Raw genomic sequence first — 22,572 nt, forward strand, 5'->3', positions numbered from 1 at the left:
GATCGGCAGGATGACGTGGACCGCGCTCCGGTCGGCGTCATCACGCCGACCCGATGATGACGGGCTCGCACGTCGACACGAATACGTGCTCCCGCGCTCCGGTCGGTGCGGCCAGGTCCAGCCCGATCTCCACCCACACGACAGCTTCTCCACCCGGATCTCGACCCGTGGGCCGATCAGCAGAAGGGGGCGTCGGACGAATCTTGAGTCAGTCGGCGAGCGCCGAAACCCGTCCCCCGGCGGGCACTGATTCCAGGAGAACACCATGTCGGATCTTCAGCAGGCCCTCGTCATCAGCGGCAGCATCTTCGCGGTCATCATGATCACCGGGTACGGGCGCCGAGCCTTCTCGTTCCACAAGTTCCTCTACCCGCTGATGAGCTGCGCTGCCTTCGGGTTCTTCTACCTCAAGGACGCACCGACCGCCTCGGTCGACTGGCTGGTCTACCTGGCAGGCGCGCTCATCGGCGCGGGTGCCGGCGTGGTCGCGGCTCGCGTCACCGGTGTCGAGCGGGACGGGAAGGGCGCCGCATTCACCGTGTGCGGCCCCGGCTTCGCGGCGACCTGGCTGGTGATGTCGGTGGTCAGGATCGCCTTCATCGTCGCGGTGGAGCACGTCGATTCGTTCCGCAACGCCTTCGGGACCTTCATGATCTCGCACCACATCTCGTTCGACACGGTGCCGCCTTTCTTCGTCCTGATGGCCTTGTCCATGGTGGTGGTCCGGCTGACCATCGTGGTGGTCCGGATCCGCCGGAGCAGCGTTTCCGGAGCCACCTGGACCCGCAGGACGGTCGCGGCCTGACACCACCACCGACCCACGACAGGGCCGCCACCGGATCCCGGTGGCGGCCCTGTCGTGCGCTCTCCTCGAGTGGGCCTGCGAGGGGTTTCGACTCCCCAGCTCACGAAGCACTCACTCCGTTCGTCGCAGCACGACGGACAGCGACCGTGGCATCCGCGGAGCACACCTACTGGCGACCGTAGCGTCCGCGAACTGTTTCTTGCTGGTGGGTTGCCGGTGCCCACCAGGATCGCTCAGTGCTCGAGCGTGACCAGGCCGTGGGCGATCGCCAGACGCGCAGCCTGCACCCTGTCCCGGGCGCCGACCTTCGCGAACAGGTTGTTGATGTGGGTCTTCACGGTCGAGTCGCTGACGAAGAGCCGCTGGGCGATCGCCCGGTTCGGGAGTCCCTCACCGATGAGCGCCAGCACTTCGCGCTCCCGCGGCGTCAGGTCCGCCGAGAGCGGTTGCAACGCAACGCTTCCCGGATTCCCGGACGAATCCATCTGCGGGGCGGATGCTGCCGGCGACACGGGTGGACCGGACCGGGAACGTCCGGCCGCAGCCAGCAGCCGCGCCTGGACCGCGGGATCGAGAACGGCCTGTCCGGCAGCGGCACTGCGGATGGCTCGCAGGATGTCTGCCCGTCCGGCGTCCTTGGTCAGGTAGCCGCGCGCGCCCGCGCCGAGTGCAGTCAGGATCGATTCCTCGTCAGCGAAGGTGGTCAACACCACCACCGCGATCTCGTCGGCGGCCGCCAGGATCTGTCGAGTCGCCTCGGCGCCACCGATGCCCGGCATGTTGAGGTCCATCAGCACCACGTCCGGGCGCTGCAGCGCCGCTGCCTCGACGGCGCGCTCGCCGTCCGCTGCCGTTCCACTCACCCTCAGGTCGGCCTGCAGGTCGATGACGATCGCCATCGCCTCGCGGATCGCGGTCTGGTCGTCCACCACCAGCACCGAGATGTCCTGTCCCACAGCAGCATCCTCCGTCATCGACTGTCCTGTCCTGGGATCGGGGACGGCGAATCGCCGACCGGGACGGTCACTTCGACCCGCCATCCGTCCACCGCGTCGCCACCGGTGACCGGACCGGCTCGCACGGTGCCGTCCACCTCGCGGACCCGCTCGCGCATCCCGAGCAGCCCGAGCCCTGATCCACTGGTCAGCGACGGAACATGCTGCGGCGCTGCATGATTCGTCACCCGCAGGGTGACGGTGCCGGTCTTGGTGTCCGCACCGCCATCGGCATGGGCATCGGCCGACAGCGTTCCGAACACCAGCTCGATCTGCACGGCGGCCCCCGGCGCGTACTTGCGGGCATTGGTCAGCGACTCCTGCAAGGCACGGTGGACGGCATCCGCGGCTCGCGCTGCCACGACCTGCTCGCGGCCACGCACCTCGAGCTGTGTCCCTGCGGGCGCGGACGTCGCCACCGTGTCGCGCAGTCGGTCGCCGAGCGGACCGGAGTCCTCCCGCAGCGCCCGCACGGCGCTGCCGGCCTCGAGCATGCCTGCCCGGACCAGACCCTGTGCCGTGGCCACCGCACTTCGGGCTCTGTCGGTGGCGCCCGCTTCCAGCAGTGCGTCAACGGCTTCGAGCTGCAGGTTGACACCCGCGAGGGAGTGGGCGAGCACGTCGTGCAGCTCGCGGGCGATGCGGTTCCGCTCGGTGAGGGTGGCAGCATCGGCGGTCGCCTCCGCAGCCGCGGCAGCGCTCACCGCCGCACTCTGCAGCGCCAGCGCGGTTTCGACCCGGTTGCGGTTGGCGACGCCGACGAAGACCGGGAGTCCGGTCAGCGCGCCGACGTACCAGGGAACGTCGATCACCCCGGCGTGGTCGCCCACCAGCAGTGCCAGCGCCCCTGCCGCCGACATCGCCGCAGCCCACCCGACGCCTTCGTAGTCGGGGCGCCGGTAGCCGATGTGGCCGGCGAAGAAGTACCCGAACAGCGACGCGACGCCGTGCGGATCGACGCCCATCAGCCCGGCCGCAGCGAGCACCGAGGCGCCGCTGTTGACGCGCAGGGCGACGACTGACAGCCGATCGTCCGGCACGATCCGCACCAGACTGAGGCCGACGTTGATCGCCAGCAGCACCCAGACCCACCACTGGTGCGGCGCATCCGCTCCGAGGAACTGCGTGAGGGTGAAGATTCCGATCGCCGCCGAGACGGCGAGTTGCCGCCACGGGTTGTCCCGTGGCGGCAGTCGCAGCGGTAACGGCGTGCTCACCGCATCATGATCCACCGCGCGGGGCGCGGATCGCGCACCGAGGTACGCGGTTCACGACGCCCACGTCGTGTCGGCGCCGACGCGGGCCGGGTTCGTCGGCGCCGTGCGCACGGCACCGTCGCGATCCGTCGACCAGACCAACTCGACACCGAGTTCGCGGGCCGCACGCACCGAGCGGAGGTGGACCACCCCCGACTCGGCGAGGATCCCGCACCCGATCGCCAGCATGATCGACTGCTCCGCCAGCGTCGACGCTCCTGCACCGACGAACCCGGCCAGCGGAATGAGCGCGGCCTTCACCGCGATGTTGACCACCCAGAGCAGGATCGTGCTGAACCGGTATCGCATCCAAAGCTGGCCCTCGCGGGCGCCGAAGCCGATGGTCCCGCCGCGTACCGCGCCGATCAGCACACTCACCAGCACACCTGCGGCGGCCACCCCGATCGCCGCAGCGCTCGCCGAACCGAGGTTCTTGATCTCGGTCGCGCCGATCACCGTCAGGATCACCGGCATCAGCAGCAGCGACTTGAGCTCCACCCGTTGGCCGGCCAGCCGGCGCACGAACAGATAGCCGACGCCCAGGACGATTGCTGCGATACCGATGGGGCTCATGGTGTTCTGCCTCCTGCTCGGGTCGGATCCGGATGATCCGATCTGCCGCCGACGACGCTACGAAGATCGGCGCAGGGTCACCTCGGAGCACGGGTGGAGATCCGGGTGGAGAAGCCGGACGGACCGGGGTGGATTCCCACCAATTGATTGCCTCGGGCAGAAGATTTTTGCGTTTCGAGTCGCGCGACTCCGGCCGCAGTCGTACGTTCGATCTGCAGTGACACCGCCGCAGCGCCCGCCGTCGGGGCGGACGCACCACCGGAGATCGCGCTACCGGACCACCATCGGGTCGGCGCACGAAGGAGAAGGTTCGTCATGAGGGCACTTCACAGAGCACGACTGATCGCCACCGTGGGAGCGGCTGTACTGACCGGACTGTTGACAACAGCCGGCCAGGCCTCCGCAGCCGAGAACACCGCGACCCCCGGCCATCCCGCCGTCACCCAGCGCGGTGAGGCCTACGCGGGCTGGCACGAAGCGACGGCGGCCAACGGCGCGACGCCAGACGGAGCACGCGTCCAGGACATCAACGCAGCTGCAAATCCGATCGGTATCGACGTGTCCAGCTACCAGGGCAACGTCGACTGGGCCTCCTACTGGAACCAGGGCTACCGGTTCGCGTACACCAAGGCGACCGAGGGTGACTACTACACCAGCGATTACTTCAGCCAGCAGTACACCGGGTCCTACAACCAGGGATTCATCCGCGGCGCGTACCACTTCGGGATCCCGAACGGATCGAGCGGTGCCAGCCAGGCCCAGTACTTCGTCAGTCACGGTGGCGGCTGGAGCGCCGACGGCAAGACGTTGCCCGGCATGCTCGACATGGAGTTCAACCCGTACGGCGCCACCTGCTACGGCCTGAGCCAGGCGGCGCTGACCAACTGGATCAAGGACTTCACCAACACCTATCGGTCCCTCACCGGACGGGACGCGGTGATCTACACGAACACCGGCTGGTGGAACCAGTGCGTCAACTCGTCAGCTTTCGGCGCGACCAACCCGTTGTGGGTGGCCAACTATTCGTCCTCGACACCACCGGTGCCGGCCGGCTGGGGTTACTACACCTTCCACCAGTACAGCAGCGACCCGGTCGACCAGAACCGCTTCAACGGCACGATGGATCGTCTGATCGCCCTGGCCACCGGCTGAGCGGCTGACGGGTTCCGACGCCCTCCTCCGTCGCTCGCACGACCGGCGACCTCTCGGTGGTCGAGGTGGATGGGCCCAGCGGCACGGAGTGATGCGGGGCGGACCGAGACGAGATCCCGTCCACCCCGGCCGGTCCGGAACACCAGCACCGATGCCCCGATCGTCACCGACGGTCGGGGCACCGGTGGGCGCCCATGGGCCCGGTCCGCTCGCCCGCTACACCGTCACCATCACCAGCGCCGAGATTCGCAGGTGGTTCCGATGCTGCTACCGAGCCTGCGGCGAGGCCCTGGGTGTTCCGGTCGTCATGACCGCCGGATCGTGACGGTGGGGTGGAGCCCCCCATCGCCCACAACAGTGATGTCGACGCCGTTGCCTGCAAAACTCAGCGGGTCGATGGCCACGCTCTTGGACTTCGGGTACCCCATTCCCGGGAGGGCGTCCTGGTAGTACTGCAAGGCTTCGTCCGCAGTCGCTCCGTCGAGCGACACGACAACCGCGCCGTCGGTGACACGAGGCGAACCAGCTGTGGTACCGGGCGGGAGTGGAAAGTTGCTGCGCTGCAGCTCATTCAGCCATCGCGGTGTTACCGATCACCCGGGCCCGATTCGTGGTGGCGAGTTCTTCGGTTCGGCTGGTCGGAGCGCGGCCCCACAGGGCGGGATGGCCCGCGATGAGGAACTCCATGGTGGCACCGAAACCGTCCGCCTCGCGACGCGGCGCCCTGTCACCCGACCCGTCGGGTGACAGGTGCGCGGCCTCAGGTGGGGTGATTCCCAGAGCCAGCAACAGGATCGCGCTCCCCATCGGTGGTGCGCCGCCGAACGGTTGCACGACAGCTGTTCTCAGCAAGCCCTCAGGTGGGCACAGCCATCATCACCGAGGGGCACGATCCACTTCTCAGGACGGACGTCAACAATGCAAACGATCACCGGACGAACCCATCGCAGTCAGGTGCTGCTCTCCAAGGTTCCCGAGGTCACGCTGTTCTTCTGGATCATCAAGATCCTCTGCACCACCGTCGGTGAGACAGCAGCGGACTTCCTCAACGTGAACCTCGGGTTCGGCCTGGGACTGACATCGCTGGTCACCGGCGCCCTGTTGGCGCTGGTGCTGGTGGCGCAGTTCCGCGCCAACCGGTACATCCCGGCGTTGTACTGGCTCACGGTCGCGCTGATCAGCGTCTTCGGCACGCTGGTCACCGACAACCTCACCGACGTCGCGGGATTTCCGCTGGAGGCCAGCACGCTGATCTTCGCGGCACTGCTCGCCACTACCTTCCTGGTCTGGTATGTGAGCGAGCGCACCCTGTCCATCCACTCCATCCTGACCCGCCGACGGGAGGCGTACTACTGGCTGACGATCCTGTTCACCTTCGCACTCGGTACCGCCGCGGGTGACCTGATGGCCGAGGGTCTCGGCCTGGGATACCTGACCACCGGACTGATCGTCGCCGGCGTCGTCGCGCTCTCGGTGATCGCCTGGAAACTGGGAGCCAATCCGATCCTCACGTTCTGGATCGCGTACATCCTGACCCGCCCGCTGGGCGCTTCGATCGGCGACTACCTGACCCAGCCTGGCGACCATGGAGGCCTGGGGCTCGGCGCGACAGTCACCAGCATCATCTTCGGCGTCGGGATCGTCGGCATCGTGCTCTACCTGGCCATCAGCAAGAAAGACGTCATCGATCGTCCGGATGGGCCGGCACAGCATGCTCCGCGGCACGGCATCCTGCAGACGGCGATCGCCGTCGTGCTGTTCGCCACCGCCGGCAGTGTCGGCTACGCAACCAGGTCGGCTGCCCTGGCGAGCCCACCGGCAGCTGGAACCGTCACTGCTGCAGCACCTCTCGGTGATCTGACCCAGTTCCGCAGCATCGGCCAGGACTCTCTCGCGCTGCTGCAGAAGGGCGACCAGGCCGGCGCCACCACCCGGATCGACGATCTCGAATTCGCCTGGGACCAGGCCCAGGCCCGACTGAAGGCGCTCGACGGGGCCGCCTGGACGAAGGTCGACGACACGATCGACGTCGTCCTGCGGGAGCTGCGCGCCACCAACCCGGACGTGACCCGCGAGACCGCTGCACTGAAGGACTTCATCGCCGCGACCAGCTGACCGGGTCCTACCTCGCGCAGCCCGTGACCCTCCGGTTCACCGGATCGGGGGTGCGGGCGGCGTCAGCACGATGGTGAAGGTGGTCGGCTCGGTCCGGCTCAGGAGCAGTCGACCACCGACCGCCTCCACCAACTCACGACTGACGGACAGCCCGATGCCGCTCCCGTCCGCCCCGGACACACCCCGCTCGAACGCGTCCTCAGGCGCCAGCACCATCGCACCCTCGTCGGCGATGTCGATCAGCACCGCGGCGTCACCGAGTTCGCGCCCGGTGACGGTGAGGGTGCCGCGACCGTGTCGGAGGCTGTTGTCGATCAGCGCGTCGAGGACCTGGCGGAGCACCTGGCCGGGCAGCAGCGTTCCGGCGACGGAGGTCGCGACGTCGATCCGGATGATGCGACCGTGCGCTGCGAACCGTCCGTGCCAGTGCTTCTCGCGTCGATCCAACAGATCCGCCAACGGTTCACTCGGCCCGGAGGACCAGTGCTGCTCCCGGCCGCCGGCCAACCGGAGGACGTCATCGAGACGACGGTGCAGCTCTTCCACCTGACGGCGGCTGTCCCGCAGGTGTTCCCTGAGCACTTCCGAGCCGGACTCAGGGTCGTCCAGCGCGCCGTCCAACCCCAGTTGCAAACCGGCCAGTGGGGTTCGGAGTTGATGGGAGGCGTTGAGCGTGAACTGCCTACCGCGATCGAGCAGCTCCGACAACCGGTCGACCATGAAGTTCTGGGTGGCGGCGACCTGCGCGATCTCGCGGATCCTGCTCGTCCTCGCGCGCGCTGTGAGGTCGCCGTCCGCGATGCGGAGCGATACCGCCGACAAGTCCTCCAACGGCTCGCTGAGCAGCCGGGCCTGCCGTCGAGCGACGAGCAGTGTCGCCGTCAACGCAAGCAGCACCAGGATCAGCTCTGCGATCCAGGTCAGGATGATCCGCCGCCACACCGTCGCGACCGGAACCGAGGCTCGCACTGCGGCGATCACCGTCTCGTTCGCCGAGACCGGCACCACGACGACCACTTGCCCGTCGAATCTCCCGTCGACCGCAGACCCCGCCCGAACACCGACCCCCAGTGGTTCTTCCAGAGTCGCAGGACCGCTGCCGACGACGCGCCGCCCTTCCTGGTCGTAGACCGCGACGTTCGTGTCAGCCTCGAGCTGGGCGAGTTCCACCGGGTCTCCCGCCGCGAAGGAGGGCCCCACCCGGGTCACCGCGCTGAGTGCTTCACGTTCCAGTTCGCGCTGCTCATCGTCGAAGAACCAGAACCGGGCGACGACACCCAGCGGCACCGCAAACGTCAGCAGCGCCAGGGCAACGACGATCAGGACGGTACGGATCACGAGCCGGCGCATCGCCCCATCATGGTCGCCGTTGCGGGAGGTTCGGGGCGACCTCCGATCACGGATGCAGGATTTTGCCGACCGCTTACCTTCACCTCGCCGTTGCCTTGCCGGCCGGTTCCTACCGTCGAGGAATGGACACGAACCCCCTTCCCTCTGCGCGCAGGTCGACCGGCGCCGTCCTGGTCGGTGCGGCAGCTCTGGTGCTCAGCCTGGCCGCGTGCAGTGCACCCGGAACGCCCGCGACCGGTGCACCCTCCGGCCAGATCTCCTCCTCTGCGCCGACGTCAGTACCGCTGACCGAATCGAACCCGCCGGGAGACATCCCCGACAACCAGGCCTTCGTGCCTTTCACCGACCCCTCCGGTGCCGTGACCGTGAAGGTGCCCGAGGGGTGGGCGCGGACCGCCGGCGGCGATGGCGGGACGACATTCACCGACAAGTTGAACAGCATCGCGCTCCAGGTCGCTGCTGCGCCGTCCGGACTCTCACCGGCCCAGGTGCGCAGCACCGTCGTCGCGAAGCTGACATCGAAGGTGCCGGCGTTCGCCCTCGGCGATGTGCAGCAGATCACCCGTTCCGGTTCCCCGGCGGTTCTGGTGACCTACCAGGGCGACTCCGCCCAGGACCCGGTGACCGGCAAGGTCATTCGCGACGCGTTCGAGCTGTACGTGTTCTTCCACAACGGCACTCAGGTCTTGCTGACCCTCACCGGGCCGGCGAATGCCGACAACGTCGATCCGTGGCGGATCGTCTCCGACTCGATCACCTGGCCATGACTGCCTCAGCGCTCCGAGCCGAGGACCTGTACCGCTTCTTCCGCACCGGTGGTGAGGAGATCCTGGCGCTGCGCGGAGTGTCGCTGGCAGTCGAATCCGGGGAGACCGTCGTCGTCGCGGGGCCGTCCGGAAGCGGCAAGTCAACACTGCTGAGCTGTCTGGCCGGTCTGGACGAACCTGCGGGCGGAAGGGTGACCGTGGGCGGGGAGCAGCTCAGTCACCGTCCCGAAGCCGTCCGGGCACGAGTACGCGGCCGCCGTATCGGCGTGTTGCTGCAGTCGCGCAACTTGATCACGCACCTCAGTGTGCAGAACAACATCCGCATCGCCCAGACCGCCGGCAGGCGTCAGCGGAACCGGCCCACCGTCGGCCTGCTGCTGGACCAAGTAGGGCTGACGGCCCACCGGCACTCCCGACCAGCACAGCTGTCCGGCGGCGAACTCGCCCGAGCCGGGCTCGCCGTGGCCCTGGCGAACGCACCGGACATCGTGCTGGCCGACGAACCCACCGGTGAGCTCGACGGCCGCACCGAGCAGCACATCCTCACGCTGCTCCGCGATCAGGCAGGTCGGGGTGCCGCACTGCTCATCGTCACCCACAGCGCTGCGACAGTCGCCGCCGCAGATCGGGTCATCACCCTGACTGACGGACGGATCACCACATGAACGACGCCGAGGTACTCGTCCGCTGCGACGATGTCGGACACACCTTCGGCTCGGGGCCAGCTGCGATCGTCGCCGTGCACGGCGCCACCTGCGTGGTCCGGGACAAGGACCGGATCGCCCTGGTCGGGCCGTCGGGCTCCGGAAAATCCACCTTGCTGCACCTCATGGCTGGTCTGGAAGAACCCACCAGCGGCCGGCTCAGTTGGCCGGCGCTGAGCTCGGACTACTACGACCGCGCAGCCAGCATCGGAGTCGTCTTCCAGAGCCCCAGCCTGATCCCTGATCTGGATGTCTTCGAGAACGTCGAACTGCCGTTGCTGATCGCGCCCTCCCCCGGCGACCGCAGCTCCGAGCGAACAGCCGTGCTCATCAAGGACGCCCTGGCGAACGTGGGTGTCGAGGACCTCATCACCCGGCTGCCGGAAGAGCTCTCCGGGGGTCAGGCCCAACGCGTCGCCGTCGCCCGGGTGCTGGCCCAGGCACCCCGACTCATTCTCGCCGACGAACCGACGGGCCAACTGGACAGCCGCACGGCGCACCACGTCATCGACGTGCTGCTCAGCGCTGCCCGTCGATTGGACGCCGCCCTGGTGGTCGCCACCCACGACCCGACCGTCGCCGGCCGCCTGGACACCACGTGGAGCATGCACGAAGGTCGGCTGGCTCCCCGGGGTGACACCCGATGATCGGCACCTGGACAGCGGGCCTGATCCGGCACCGGGCTGGTCGGCTCGGCGCAACCGCCGCCGGTATCGCCCTCGCGGTCGGGCTGGTGGCATCGCTGGGCACCTTCCTCACTGCGTCCGAGAACACGATGACCCGCCGAGCCGTCAGCTCGGTGATCGTCCCCTGGCAGATAGAAGTCCAACGAGGCGCCGATGCAGCGGCCATGGGCACCCTGGTGCGGGCCGAGCCCGGGGTGGCGAAGGTCGAGGCGGTCCAGTTCGCGTCGACGTCCGGATTCGAATCGACGGGCAGCGGAACCACCCAGACAACCGGTCCCGGTGTCGTGCTGGGCATCAGCCCGACCTACCGATCCACGTTCCCCGATGAGTTCCGGACACTGACGGGTGCGACCACCGGCGCCCTGCTCGCCCAACAGACAGCAGCCAATCTGCACGCCGGCCCCGGGGACACCATCAGGGTGCGGCTCGCCGGCGGAGCGTGGCGTGCCGTGACCATCGCCGGGATCATCGATCTGCCCCAGGCAGATTCACTGTTCCAGCGGATCGGCGCACCACCTCAGTCGCAACCCTCCGCCCCCCCGGACAATGTGCTCGTCCTCCCCCAGAACTCGTTGAACTCGCTCCTGGGAGGCACAGCGGGCGCGAGCGTCGGAACGACCGAACAGTTCCACGTCACGCTGGACCCGCTGCAGGCCCACGACCCAGCGGCGGCGTACACCGCGACGGTCACCGCGGCCCACCATCTCGAAGCTGCCTCCACCGGCGGAACCCGGGTGGGAAACAACGTCGGAGCTGCCCTTGACGCTGCCCGGAAGGACGCCCGGTACGCCGAGCTCCTGTTCCTGTTCCTCGGACTCCCGGGAGTCATCCTCGCCGCTTTGATCACGGCCGGCCTGGTCGGAGCCGGAGCGAACCGTCGGCGTGAAGAACAGGCACTCCTGCGGCTCAGGGGGCTCAGGCCTCGCGACGTCGCCACTCTGGCAGCCGTCGAGGCAGCGATCGTGGGCGTCGTCGGGGGACTCCTCGGGCTGGCCCTGGCCTCGGTGGCCGGGAGCTGGGCGTTCAGTTCGCTGTCGGTCGGATCCAGCGGATTGCCGACGGTGGGGTGGGCAGTGGCCGCCGTCGCCGCCGGGCTCGTCGTCACGGCGATCACCGTGCTGCTGCCGGCGACCGCAGATCTTCGCGGCCGAACTGTTGTCGACACACGTCGGCAGCACCAGAGGAGACGGGGAAGCTGGTGGTCGAAGATCGGGCTGGACGTGCTGCTGATCGTCAGCGCACTGCTGATCTTCCGCGCCGCGGCATCGGACAACTACTCGCTGGTCCTGGCTCCGGAGGGGGTGGCCTCGATCTCCGTGTCCTACTGGGCATTTCTCGGACCGGCACTGCTGTGGTTGGGAACGTCGCTGCTGCTGTGGCGCCTGACGAATCTGCTGCTGCGCGCCGCCCGCCGCCCGCTGACCGCGATCTTCCGCCCCGTCGCCGGGGCGCTCGCACCCGTCGGTGCAGCGGGCATGGCCCGACGCCGTCGTCCGCTGGCCACCGCTGTCGTCCTGCTGGCGCTCGCGGTGTCGTTCGCCATCTCCACCGCCACCTTCACTGCGACCTACCAGCAGCAGGCCGAGGTCGATGCCGTCCTCACCAACGGCGCCGATGTCACCGTCACCCAACCGCCGGGAACCATCAGCCCACCGTCCGCCGGTGATCGGCTGTCATCCATCCGTGGGGTGAAACACGTCGAACCACTCCAACATCGCTTTGCCTACGTCGGATCCGACCTCCAGGACCTCTACGGAGTCCGTCCGGACACCATCACCGACGCCACCGCACTGCAGGACGCCTACTTCGTCGGCGGGTCGGCACGGCAGATGATGGGCATCCTGCAGACGAAACCGGATTCGATCCTCGTCAGCGACGAAACCGTGAAGGACTTCCAGCTCGCCCCCGGGGACTTGGTGAACCTGCGCCTGCCGGACAGCCGCACACACGCCCTGATCACCGTTCCGTTCCACTACGCCGGAATCGTGACCGAGTTCCCCACGGCTCCCAAGGACAGCTTCTTCGTCGCCAACGCCGCCTACATCGCCACCGCCACCGGGTCCGACGCCGTCGGATCGTTCCTGCTGGACACGAGCGGCGCGGATCCCGCCGCGGTCGCCGCCGACATCCGTACCGCCGTCGGGACATCGGCGTCCGTCACCGACATCACCCAGACCCGACTGCAGGTCGGCTCCAGCCTGACTTCGGTCAACCTGACCGGCCTCACCCAGTTGGAACTGGCATTCGCCATCCTGCTGGCGGCCGCAGCCGGAGCACTGGTGATGTGGATCGGACTGGCAGAAAGGCGGCGGAGCCGGGCCATCATGACGGTGATCGGTGCCCGCCGCCGGCAACTGACCGGTCTGGTGATCAGCGAAGCGATACCCATCGCCGCACTCGGCACGTTCGGTGGGCTGGTGATCTCCTGGGCGCTCTCCCAGATGCTGGTGAAGGTCCTCACCGGGGTTTTCGACCCGCCCCCGTCCTCGATCGCGGTTCCGTGGACATATGTGGCGCTGGTGCTGGTCTCGACCGTGCTCACGCTCGGTCTCGCAGCAGTCATCAGCACTCGACGCTCGAACCGCCCGCCGATCGAAGAACTGCGTGACCTGTGAAACGGCCCACTCGTGCACGAGAGCGCGAACACCGTCCGGGGGTACGGTCACGGCCATGACCAAGCACCCCGGTCACGCGGCCGGCCGCATCCTGGTGGTGGAGGACGACGACGCCATCGGTCGGCACCTGCAGTCCGGGCTGACGACCAACGGCTACGCGGTCTCCTGGAAGCGCGGCGGACGGGCCGCCATCGCAGCAGCCGATGCCGTTCCCCCCGACATCGTCCTGTTGGACCTCGGCCTGCCCGACATCGACGGCATCGAAGTCGCTCGGAAACTGCGATCCGACCACCCCGACGTGCTGATCGTCATCCTGACAGCGCGCAGTGACGACATCGACGTCGTCGTCGGACTCGACGCCGGGGCCGACGACTATCTGGTGAAGCCGTTCACGATGGCCGTTCTGCTCGCGCGATTGCGCGCACATCGACGCCGACCGGCGGGGAGCGGCGCGGATGTCCGGACCCTGACCGTCGCCGGCCTGGAGATCGACATCGCAGCTCGAGAATGCCGGTTGGCCGGAGCACCAGTGGCGTTGAGGCTGAAGGAGTTCGAGTTGATCGTCGCACTGGCCCGCAAGGCCGGCGAGGTCATCAGTCGCGAAGATCTGATGCGGCAGGTCTGGGACGAGAACTGGTTCGGATCGACCAAAGTCCTGGACGTCACCATCGCCGCGCTCCGCAGGCAGCTCGCGAACGCGGCCGCCCGACAGCACACACCGCATCCCCCGACGATCACCACCTTCCGAGGAGCCGGTTACCGTCTCGACCGACCGAACTGCGTCACATCGACAACTCCCTGAGGCTGATCGAGGCCGACCACATCGAGCCAGGTCACCAGGAGACCGTCGCTACAAGATGTCGCCTGGCGTGTAGGCGGCGGCTTCCGGATGCTCATGGACGAGACGGGCGATCCGCCCGGCCACCGCGTCGATCTGCGACCGCGCGGCGCCGGTGAACGACAGCGGGGCAGCCAGGAGTGCTTGCAGCGCAGCAAGATCCAGCGGCAGTCTGTCGTCCGCGGCCAAGCGCTCCAGCAGGTCGTTGTCGGCGCGGCCCCGCTCCCGCATGTCCAACGCCACCGCGACCGCGTGCTCCTTGATCGCCGCGTGCGCGACCTCGCGACCGACACCGGCCCGCACCGCGGACATCAACACCTTGGTCGTGGCCAGGAACGGCAGGTAGCGCAACAACTCCCGCTCGATGACGGCCGGGTAGGCGCCGAAGTCGTCGAGCACCGTCAGGAACGTCTCCAGCAGCCCGTCGATCGCGTAGAACGCATCCGGCAGGGCCACGCGGCGGACGACCGAGCAGAACACATCGCCCTCGTTCCACTGCGCGCCGGACAGTTCGGCGGCCATCGAGGCGAACCCGCGGAGGATGACGGCAAGCCCGCACACCCGTTCGCAGGAGCGGGCATTCATCTTGTGCGGCATGGCCGACGAGCCGACCTGCCCAGGCCGGAAACCCTCGGTGGCCAACTCCGCCCCTGCCATCAGGCGGATCGTGGTGGCCAGTGACGACGGCCCGGCGGCCAGCTGCACCAGCGCGGAGAGCACTTCGTGATCGAGCGACCGCGGATACACCTGACCGACCGAGTCCAACACTCGGTCCGTACCCGAGATCTCCTGCACCACAGCATTTTCCAACGTGGCGACGGCGGCGGACGAACCGAGCAGGTCGAGCATGTCCTGGGCGGTGCCCACCGGACCCTTGATGCCTCGCATCGGATAGCGCCCCAGCAGCGACTCGATCCGCTCGTGGGCGATCAGCACTTCATCTGCGGCCGAGGCGAACCGCTTGCCGAGCGTCGTCGCCTGGGCAGGGACGTTGTGCGAACGACCGGACATCACCAGGTCTGCGTGTTCGACGGCCCGTTCGGAGAGTCGGCGCAGCAGGGCGACCGACCGGTCTCGGACGAGGGTGAGCGCCTGCAGGATCTGGGCCTGCTCGACGTTCTCGGTGAGATCCCTGCTGGTCATCCCGCGGTGGATGACCTCGAAACCGGCGAGCGCGTTGAACTCCTCGATGCGCGCCTTGACGTCGTGCTTGGTGACCCGCTCCCGCTGCGCGATCGAGGCGAGATCGACCCGGTCGACGACCGCTGCGTAGGCGTCGACGGCGCCGTCGTCCGTCGGCACACCCGCTGCGATCTGCGCGCGCAGCACAGCCAGCCACAGTCGTCGTTCGGCGATGATCTTGTTCTCCGCCGACCAGATGGCGCGCATCTGCTCGGACGCGTAGCGCTGGGCAAGGACATCGGGGGTCACGGTCGTCACTCCTGGATTCTCCCAGAGTCCGACCAGGCCATTGACAACCGCAGCTCCCCGATCAGCGTCGGGCGCCGAGCACCGCGGTCGCGACCTGCGTCAGCTGTCGATCGGTGACCGAGCTGCCCGCCGGGGTCGTCACCAGCACCCGCACACCACCGCTGCGGAGCTCCGCCGACCGCACCGCGGCACCGTTGGAACTGGTGGAACCACCGGCGCTGAGCTCGACATCGGGGTCTCTTGCCAACAGCACTGTCAGCTGACTGCCGTCGGTGGTCGTGAAGACCTGCCCGGCGAGCACCTGGTCGCGGCAGTCCCCCACCGAATCGACAGCCGCATCGAGCTGCAGGGAACTCGACCTGCCCGGGACCCCCATCACCGCGGCGACCGCTGCGGTGGAGAGCCGGGGAACCTGACACCGACCGATAGGTGCAGACGCCGAGGAGGCACTGCCGGACGCGCTGGACGTCCCGCTGGATTCGCTCGCGCTCCCTGCTGAGGACCGAGATCCAGTTCCGCCCTGGTCCGGGGCGCTTGCGCTTCCACCACCTGTCGATTCCATCGGGCTCATCGCCGTGGCGTAGGACCCCGCCGAGCTCGGGGCTGCAGGGGCCTTCGCCGGCGCGGATGAACTCCCAGCGTCCGATTCTGGAGCCATGGCTCCTGCTGTCGCGGAACCGGCCGCGACGGCCCCGGAATTTGCGGAGTACCCCGTGCCGGCCGCAGGCAACGACGACGCGGTGTCGGATCCGCCCTGGGAGTTCAGCGCCGCGGTGGCCCCGATGACGAGCACGGCGACCGCTGCCGCCGCCAGCAGGCCGCGGGACATCCAGCTGCGGCGCCGGCGTTGGCGTGCCAGTTCATCCACCTTTGCGTCGCGGGCGCGCCTCGCAGCGGGATCTGCGACGGACCGCTCCGGCGTGCGAGCTGCAGCAGTGGCGCCGGAGCCGGAACCCGCAGCGGGCCGAGCGGCGGCCACGAGGTCGGCAACCGAGAACCGGGAAGCCGGCTCGTCGGCCAGGTCGGCGGCGAACAACTGCGCCATCAGCAGGGCGTCGGCCGCGTCGGCCTCACCGACAGCATCGTCCCGCTCGACATCGCCGTCGTCGGGCTCGTCGTCCAGCTCGTCGCCGAACAGCGCGGTCAGATCGATCGGCTCGAGTTCGTTGAACGGATCAGTCGGGTCGACCGGGTCGTTCCCGTCATGCTCAGGCATCCTTGTTCACCTCCCTTCCGAATGCCGCCAGGCCTTCCGGCCCGAGTGCCGCCTTGAGTGCTTGCAGACCGCGGGCGGTCTGCGATTTCACGTTTCCTTCCGAGCAGCCCAGGGTCGACGCCGTCGCCGCGACGTCCAGCCCGTCGTAGTACCGCAACACCAGGATCACCCGCTGACCCGGAGGGATCGCGTCCAGTGCGGTGCGCACGACTTGACGATCGGCGACCGATCCGGAGTGATCGCTGCTGTGCGCGGCCGGCGCACCGAACCCGGCGGGTGCGAACGACCGGCCGCCACCGTCCGGGACCTCGTCGGTGTCGTGTTCCCGGCGCCACGGTCGTCGCGACTCGTCGATGACCGCCCGCACCAAGCACGAGCGGAGGTACGAATCGCGGGCCGCCTTGTCGCGGATCCGCGTCCAGGCGCTGTAGAGCTTCACGAACGCGATCTGGGTGAGGTCGTCGGCGCGATGCCAGTCCCGGCACAGCAGATGCGCGGTCCGTCGGGTGCGCGCGCGACGCGATTCGACGTAGGCAGTGAACTCAGCCTCCTCCGCGGGGTCCACGAGTGTCGCCTCCAGCCGCTGTCGGATGGACGGAACCTATCGCGAGCGGGGTTGCATGCGGGCGCGGATCACCACATGCGGCAGTCTGAATCCGCGAACCCGAGACCGACCCGACCGCTGGGTGCGCGAAACCGGGGTACGTCGTGCTGCGCTCGGTGCTCGATCCGACCTGGCCCCGGCGCCCGGCCGGACACCACTCCGGCGGACCCAGAAAAGAGCCGACGGCCCGGGAAGGCGAGTTCCCGGGCCGCCGACGACTGTGGGCGGTACAGCTACCGCTGCGGCTCGATCAGAGGTCGGCCTGCCAGAAGATGTCACCCTGGGGCTGTTCGGATCCGCCGGCCGGCTCGGTGGTCACCGCAACAGCCTTGTCGGTGTCCGACAGGGAGAACGAGACCATCGAGGCAGGCACGCTACCGTCGGCGCCGTGCTTCGCCAGACCGAGCGAGTGCTTGCCGGTGGCATCCACTCGCCAGATCTGGAAATCACTGCCGGCAGGAACAGTGCCCATCTCCGGGAGCTGGACCACCACGGCGTTGCAGATGCGGGATGTCCTGATCTCGCCGCCGGTGCCGACGCTCGGAGCCGTGCTGACGACATCGGTGGCGGACGCCACACATTCCTGCAGGGTCGCAATCGATCGCGGGTCGTCCGATCCTGACAACGACCAGGTGACTCCGGTGGCGATGACTGCAGCCGCCGCAGCAGCAGCGAGCCAGGTCACCGGACGGCGCCAGGCCGGCCGACGGGAGTCGAGGGTCGTCACCGGGGGCGGCAGCTGCCGCGTGTGGGACACGTCCTGCAGGACCCGGCGGCGCAGGGACCGCGGCGGGCTGGCGGCTTCGGCAGCACCCAGCATGGCGGCGGTGGCCACCAGCGAGGAGTACTCCTCGGCGCAGGTGGGGCAGTCCGCCAGGTGGTCGTCGAAGCTCTGCGCCTCCGCGACATCGATGGCACCGAGGGCGCGAGCGCCGGTCAGCAGATGGATTTCCGGATCGGACGCTCGTCCGCTTCCCAGCGGTCGGATGGTCATGAGTTCACTCCGAGGCAATCGCGCAGTCGGATGAGCCCATCACGCAAGCGCGTTTTGATGGTGGGCAGTGGAGCGCCGAGGACGCGAGCGACCTCGGCGTAGGTGTAGCCGCTGTAGTACGCGAGTCCGACGGACTCCCGCTGCAATTCGGTGAGGGTGGACAGACACCGCCGGACGTTCGTCCGCTCGATGTTGGACTCGACGGTTTCGACGACCGTGTCCACGTCGCGCTCGGTCGAGCGGGAGGCGACCTTGGTGTCGCGCTCCAGGGCTGCCTGGGCGGACCGGACCCGGTCGACCGACCGGGCATGGGTGAGGGTCAGGATCCAGGCCGTCGCTGATCCCTTCTTCGCGTCGAAGCGGGTCGCGCGTCGCCAGATCTCCAGGAACACTTCCTGGGCGACGTCCTCGGCCTGCGACGGATCACGGACCACCCGGCGGGCCAGGCCGAACACCCGGGCGGAGAACGCATCGTAGAGCTCGGCGAATGCCGGCTCGTCTGCCCGCGCGACTCGCTCCATGAGCTGCTCAGGGGTGCTCTTGCCACCACCGCCGTCGTCCGGCACAGCGGACAATGATCGAGCTGGCATCGGATCTCCTGACAACGGACGCGGCCGGAACGGTTTTCCCGGGTGTGCTACGGGTCGTACGACGTGACGGAACTGGGCACCGCGGTGATGACCGAGTTGTCCGGCCGCTGGTGACGACGATCGAGCCCTCGGCGAGCCCGGCACCCTGGCCATTCCTCCGGTCAACCGGTGGTTCGGATCCTAGGACCTTGTGGATGGGTAACGGATGGAGCGTCCGCCGGTCGGGTGAACGAACGAGTGGCATCCTGGATGCAGGCGGTCGATTCCGGGCCGATCCGCCGGATCCGCCACCCTCCCGGGGGAACGAGGGCCTCATGCCCAGCACCGTTCCGACGGTTCACCACTCGGTCGGCTCGCCCGGCCACGCACCCCGCGGGAGGCTCCGCGCTGCCGTCCTGGGTCTGATAGCCGTCGCGGTGACGGTCGCCGTCGCAGAACTGGTCGCAGCCGTGGGTTTCTGGCTCGGTGTGCTCGGTCCGGCGGCGGCGCCGGTCTTCTCCCTGGGCACCTCGGTGATCGACGTGAGTCCCGGCTGGCTCGTCGAATGGGCCAAGCAGAACCTCGGCGCACCCGGCGACAAGATCTTCCTCGGCGTCGGCATCGGTGTCGTCTCGCTGCTGTTCGGGGCGCTCGTCGGCATCGTCGCCCGGTTCCGCTTCCGGCTGGCGATGACGCTGACCGCAGTGCTCGCGCTGGTGGCCGGATCCGCCATCGTCGCGCGGACCGACTCCCGGCCGGTCGATCTGCTGGCGCTGGCCCTGGGCCTGGCTGCAGGCATCTGGTTCCTGCATCACGTGTTCCACCGATCCGTCGCCAGTGCCGCACCATCTGGAACCTCCAGCCCCGACTGGCTTCCTGCGCACTCGGGGGCGTCCGGCTCCGCGGATGCGACCCCGGTCCGCAGCGGCGACGGATCACGCCGCCGGTTCGTCCAGGTCGCAGGCACCGGCGCCCTCGGAGCCCTGGCGGCAGGCGCCCTCTCCCGGATCATTCCCGCCGATGCAGCGGTCCGGGCGTCCCGCGCAGAGGTCGTGCTGCCGTCCATCGCGCCGAGGACGACGTCGCGCGCGGCCTCCACCTCGAGTGCGGCGTCGAGCAGGAGCTCAGCGGCCGGCACGACGAGCAGCAGTGCGAGCAGCAGTGCGAGCAGCCGTGCGAGCACCAGTGCGAGCAGTAGCACGACGCCCACCACCAGCTCAGCCATTGCCTCGGCCACCCCGTCGTCCACCGTCGAGGCGGGCACCTTCGACGACGTACCCGGCCTGAGCAGCTACGTCACCCCGAACAGCTCGTTCTACCGGATCGACACCGCCTTCAACGTTCCGCAGATCACCACCAAGAAGTGGTCGCTGAACATCCACGGCCTCGTCGACACCCCGATCCAGCTCAGCTACGACGAGCTGCTGCGGATGCCCATGACCGAGGCGATGGTCACCCTCACCTGCGTGTCGAACGTCCGCGGCGGCGACCTGGTCGGCAACGCACTCTGGCAGGGGGTCCGGATCTCGGACGTCCTGGCGTTGACCGGAACCAACGGCGGTGCCGACTGCGTGCTGTCGTCCGACCCCCAGGGCTGGACCTGCTCGACCCCGCTGCTGGCCCTGACAGACTCCCGCGACGCACTGCTGGCCATCGGTATGAATGGTGAACCACTGCCGCTGGAGCACGGCTTTCCGGTGCGGATGGTGGTGCCCGGGCTGTACGGCTACGTCTCGGGCACCAAGTGGGTGATCGATCTGGAGGTGACGAAGTTCTCCGAGGTCACCGCGTACTGGACCGGGCTCGGGTGGTCTGATCACGGCCCGGTGAAGCTGTCGTCGCGGATCGACGTCCCGGGGGATTCCGTCTCTGCCGGCTCCGTGACGGTCGCCGGCGTGGCCTGGGCACAACACACGGGTGTCGAGGGCGCGCAGATCCAGATCAACGGCGGATCCGGCTGGGGAGCGTGGCTGGACTGCGAGCTGTCCCGGCCGGTGTCGGTGGACACCTGGGTGCAGTGGCGGACGAGCTGGCGGGCGAGCCCGGGTACGTACAAGATCCGCTGCCGGGCGATCAACCGGTTCGGCAACGCGCAGATCGGCAAGGACTCCGACGTGCTGCCCGACGGGGCCACCGGATACCACCAGATCACCGTTGTGGTCACCGCCTGAGCCATTCCTCGGCGGGCCGGTCGAGGAATGGCTCAGCCGAACAGCGGCAGGACCAGCAGCGTGGCGAGGGCGATCATGACCAGCCCGATGGTCAGATCGATGAGTTGCCAGACCCGTGGCCGGGACACCCAGCGTGAGGCGCGCCTGGCCCCGAACCCCAGGCCGGTGAACCACAGCACGCTGGCCAGCACGGCACCGCCGGCGAACCACCAACGACCGGTCCCACCCGCTCGATTGGCGAGCGTGCCGAGCATCAACACCGTGTCCAGATAGACGTGCGGGTTGAGGAACGTCAACGCCAGTGCGGTGAGTGCGACCACCCGCACCGTCGCTCCGTCGCCGGAGCCCGTCATGCCGGTGGGTGTCCGGGCGGCCAGCAGTGAACGGATCCCGAACCACAGCAGGTATGCCCCACCCGCCACCCTCAGCACCGCGAGCACGCCGGCATGGGTGGCGACCAGCGCTCCGAGGCCGGCCACCCCCGCCAGGATCAGCAGCACGTCGCCGGTGATGCAGATGGTGACCACGAGCCCGACGTGGCGAGAAGTCAGTCCCTGGCGGAGGACGAACGCATTCTGGGCACCGATGGCGACGATGAGCGACAACCCGGTGAGCAATCCGATGACGACCTGAGCGAGCACCGGTCCACTGTGCGGTCACGAGTGGCGAACAGTCCAGCGAATGATTCTGCACGATGATTAACTGGGCTTCATGGAACGCGACCAGCTCAAGGCGATCAGCGCCATCGTCCGGGCCGGAACCTTCGAGGCCGCGGCGCGGGCACTGAACATCACCCCGTCCGCTGTCAGCCAGCGCATCAAAGCCCTGGAGGGCTCGGTCGGCAAGGTGCTGCTGCGCCGCGGCACGCCGTGCACGGCCACCGAGGCCGGGGAGGTGGTGCTGCGCCACGCCTTCCGACTCGAGGCGCTGGAGGACGAGACGCATCAACTGCTCGGGGTGGGTGCAGCGGGACCGACGGTGACGGCCATCGCGGTGAACGCCGATTCGCTCGCCGACTGGTTCACCGCCGTGCTGCGGTCGGTGGCCGCCGCTCGCGACACGCTGCTCCGCATCCACGTCGAGGACGAGGGACATTCCGGGAGCCTGCTCCGGGCCGGCACGGTCGTGGGGGCGGTGACCTCGGACCCGGTACCGGTCGCCGGCTGCACCGTCCTCCCACTGGGCTCGCAGCGCTACCGGGCGGTGGCCACCCCGGCCCTGCTCGCCGCCCACCACACGCCGGAGGGACCCGACTGGGCGCGGATGCCGATGGTGCGGTTCAACGTCAAGGACGACCTCCAGCATCGACTGCTCCGACAGCTGTCGCGCCAGAACTGCGTCGACGAGTGGGACCCTCCCCAGCACCACCTGCCGGCCGCGGACGGCTACCGCGAGGCCGTGCTGGCCGGCCTCGGTTGGGGTGTGCTGCCGGATGCCCAGGCCGTCCGTGCGGTGGCAGACGGCTCAGTCGTCCGGCTGGATCAGCCGGCCCTGGAGGTTCCGTTGTACTGGCAGGTGTGGAACCTGCACACCGACCGGATCGATGCGCTGACCCGACAGATCCGCGAGGCCGCCCGGGCTCGGCTGGCTACCCCGGCCGGCAGCCGCATCCGGACGGATCGGACCATTGGCAGATCAGACAACTGACAACAAAACCGCAGGTGGGCGGTATGAAACCGATTGCTCGGGGCATCTTCTGACAGTCGTCAGCGGGTCAGGGCACCGCGTCGG

The 22,572-nt window shown here is 68.6% G+C and carries 22 protein-coding genes; 10 read left to right on the top strand and 12 right to left on the bottom strand.

What is annotated here, in order from left to right:
- Positions 1–265 precede the first annotated feature (265 nt).
- Positions 266–805, top strand: a complete 540-nt coding sequence (locus ABLG96_RS19060) for a hypothetical protein (RefSeq protein ID WP_353648891.1) — start codon at positions 266–268, stop codon at positions 803–805.
- A 233-nt stretch (positions 806–1,038) separates the two neighbouring features.
- On the opposite strand, the gene ABLG96_RS19065 is transcribed toward ABLG96_RS19060, so the two are convergent.
- From ABLG96_RS19065 to ABLG96_RS19075, 3 genes are read right to left on the bottom strand one after another with little or no spacing between them, the layout of a single operon-like run.
- On the bottom strand, positions 1,039–1,779 hold the full coding sequence (locus ABLG96_RS19065; RefSeq protein WP_353648892.1) for a response regulator transcription factor: 741 nt from the start codon (positions 1,777–1,779) through the stop codon (positions 1,039–1,041).
- Positions 1,776–3,017, bottom strand: a complete 1,242-nt coding sequence (locus ABLG96_RS19070) for a histidine kinase (protein WP_353648893.1) — start codon at positions 3,015–3,017, stop codon at positions 1,776–1,778. Before ABLG96_RS19070 ends, ABLG96_RS19065 begins: the two co-directional genes overlap by 4 nt.
- Positions 3,018–3,068: 51 nt before the next feature.
- Positions 3,069–3,629 carry a DUF1453 domain-containing protein gene (locus tag ABLG96_RS19075; RefSeq protein ID WP_353648894.1) on the bottom strand — a complete coding sequence of 187 codons (561 nt, stop codon included), beginning with the start codon at positions 3,627–3,629 and terminating at the stop codon, positions 3,069–3,071.
- A 315-nt stretch (positions 3,630–3,944) separates the two neighbouring features.
- Here ABLG96_RS19075 and ABLG96_RS19080 point away from each other — a divergent pair, with 315 nt between their 5' ends.
- A complete protein-coding gene (locus ABLG96_RS19080; RefSeq protein ID WP_353648895.1) occupies positions 3,945–4,781 on the top strand; it encodes a lysozyme in 837 nt (278 codons plus the stop codon).
- A gap of 305 nt (positions 4,782–5,086) precedes the next feature.
- Here ABLG96_RS19080 and ABLG96_RS19085 read toward each other — a convergent pair whose 3' ends face one another.
- Positions 5,087–5,272, bottom strand: coding sequence for a hypothetical protein (locus ABLG96_RS19085; protein ID WP_353648896.1), 186 nt, complete (start codon positions 5,270–5,272; stop codon positions 5,087–5,089).
- Positions 5,273–5,348: 76 nt separating this feature from the next.
- Positions 5,349–5,588: a hypothetical protein gene (locus ABLG96_RS19090; protein ID WP_353648897.1), complete on the bottom strand. Its 240-nt coding sequence runs from the start codon at positions 5,586–5,588 to the stop codon at positions 5,349–5,351.
- A gap of 111 nt (positions 5,589–5,699) precedes the next feature.
- On the opposite strand from ABLG96_RS19090, the gene ABLG96_RS19095 reads away from it, so the two are divergent.
- Positions 5,700–6,896: a hypothetical protein gene (locus ABLG96_RS19095; RefSeq protein WP_353648898.1), complete on the top strand. Its 1,197-nt coding sequence runs from the start codon at positions 5,700–5,702 to the stop codon at positions 6,894–6,896.
- A gap of 36 nt (positions 6,897–6,932) precedes the next feature.
- On the opposite strand, the gene ABLG96_RS19100 is transcribed toward ABLG96_RS19095, so the two are convergent.
- Positions 6,933–8,246: an ATP-binding protein gene (locus ABLG96_RS19100; protein ID WP_353648899.1), complete on the bottom strand. Its 1,314-nt coding sequence runs from the start codon at positions 8,244–8,246 to the stop codon at positions 6,933–6,935.
- A gap of 122 nt (positions 8,247–8,368) precedes the next feature.
- Between ABLG96_RS19100 and ABLG96_RS19105 the strand changes: the two genes are divergently transcribed.
- Genes ABLG96_RS19105 through ABLG96_RS19125 form a run of 5 tightly spaced genes read left to right on the top strand, consistent with a single transcriptional unit; the run spans position 8,369 to position 13,820 of the window.
- On the top strand, positions 8,369–9,013 hold the full coding sequence (locus ABLG96_RS19105) for a hypothetical protein (RefSeq protein ID WP_353648900.1): 645 nt from the start codon (positions 8,369–8,371) through the stop codon (positions 9,011–9,013).
- Complete coding sequence (locus ABLG96_RS19110) at positions 9,010–9,678, top strand: ATP-binding cassette domain-containing protein (protein WP_353651590.1); 669 nt, start codon at positions 9,010–9,012, stop codon at positions 9,676–9,678. Before ABLG96_RS19105 ends, ABLG96_RS19110 begins: the two co-directional genes overlap by 4 nt.
- Positions 9,675–10,364 (top strand): ATP-binding cassette domain-containing protein, encoded by a 690-nt coding sequence (locus ABLG96_RS19115; RefSeq protein WP_353648901.1) that lies wholly within the window; start codon positions 9,675–9,677, stop codon positions 10,362–10,364. The genes ABLG96_RS19110 and ABLG96_RS19115 overlap by 4 nt, the downstream gene beginning before the upstream one ends.
- Entirely contained in the window at positions 10,361–13,018 is a 2,658-nt protein-coding gene (locus ABLG96_RS19120; protein ID WP_353648902.1) for an ABC transporter permease, read from the top strand. Before ABLG96_RS19115 ends, ABLG96_RS19120 begins: the two co-directional genes overlap by 4 nt.
- A gap of 55 nt (positions 13,019–13,073) precedes the next feature.
- Positions 13,074–13,820 (top strand): response regulator transcription factor, encoded by a 747-nt coding sequence (locus ABLG96_RS19125; protein ID WP_353648903.1) that lies wholly within the window; start codon positions 13,074–13,076, stop codon positions 13,818–13,820.
- Positions 13,821–13,868: 48 nt separating this feature from the next.
- Here ABLG96_RS19125 and purB read toward each other — a convergent pair whose 3' ends face one another.
- The 5 genes from purB to sigK all read right to left on the bottom strand — a co-directional run bounded on the left by purB (position 13,869) and on the right by sigK (position 18,691).
- Entirely contained in the window at positions 13,869–15,287 is a 1,419-nt protein-coding gene (purB, locus tag ABLG96_RS19130; RefSeq protein ID WP_353651591.1) for an adenylosuccinate lyase, read from the bottom strand.
- Positions 15,288–15,348: 61 nt separating this feature from the next.
- Positions 15,349–16,503 (bottom strand): hypothetical protein, encoded by a 1,155-nt coding sequence (locus ABLG96_RS19135; RefSeq protein WP_353648904.1) that lies wholly within the window; start codon positions 16,501–16,503, stop codon positions 15,349–15,351.
- The gene (locus ABLG96_RS19140; protein WP_353648905.1) at positions 16,496–17,068 is read right to left on the bottom strand and encodes a SigE family RNA polymerase sigma factor; all 573 of its coding nucleotides are present in this window, start codon (positions 17,066–17,068) and stop codon (positions 16,496–16,498) included. The genes ABLG96_RS19135 and ABLG96_RS19140 overlap by 8 nt, the downstream gene beginning before the upstream one ends.
- A gap of 289 nt (positions 17,069–17,357) precedes the next feature.
- Complete coding sequence (locus ABLG96_RS19145) at positions 17,358–18,101, bottom strand: anti-sigma factor (protein WP_353648906.1); 744 nt, start codon at positions 18,099–18,101, stop codon at positions 17,358–17,360.
- On the bottom strand, positions 18,098–18,691 hold the full coding sequence (gene sigK / locus ABLG96_RS19150) for an ECF RNA polymerase sigma factor SigK (protein WP_353648907.1): 594 nt from the start codon (positions 18,689–18,691) through the stop codon (positions 18,098–18,100). Before sigK ends, ABLG96_RS19145 begins: the two co-directional genes overlap by 4 nt.
- A 314-nt stretch (positions 18,692–19,005) precedes the next feature.
- On the opposite strand from sigK, the gene ABLG96_RS19155 reads away from it, so the two are divergent.
- Positions 19,006–20,841: a molybdopterin-dependent oxidoreductase gene (locus ABLG96_RS19155; protein WP_353648908.1), complete on the top strand. Its 1,836-nt coding sequence runs from the start codon at positions 19,006–19,008 to the stop codon at positions 20,839–20,841.
- A gap of 32 nt (positions 20,842–20,873) precedes the next feature.
- On the opposite strand, the gene ABLG96_RS19160 is transcribed toward ABLG96_RS19155, so the two are convergent.
- Complete coding sequence (locus ABLG96_RS19160; protein ID WP_353648909.1) at positions 20,874–21,482, bottom strand: LysE family transporter; 609 nt, start codon at positions 21,480–21,482, stop codon at positions 20,874–20,876.
- Between the two features lie 70 nt (positions 21,483–21,552).
- Between ABLG96_RS19160 and ABLG96_RS19165 the strand changes: the two genes are divergently transcribed.
- Positions 21,553–22,488, top strand: coding sequence for a LysR family transcriptional regulator ArgP (locus ABLG96_RS19165; protein ID WP_353648910.1), 936 nt, complete (start codon positions 21,553–21,555; stop codon positions 22,486–22,488).
- The last annotated feature ends 84 nt before the right edge of the window (positions 22,489–22,572 follow it).

Origin of the sequence: Nakamurella sp. A5-74 (genome assembly GCF_040438885.1) — a bacterium.
Taxonomy (GTDB): domain Bacteria; phylum Actinomycetota; class Actinomycetes; order Mycobacteriales; family Nakamurellaceae; genus Nakamurella.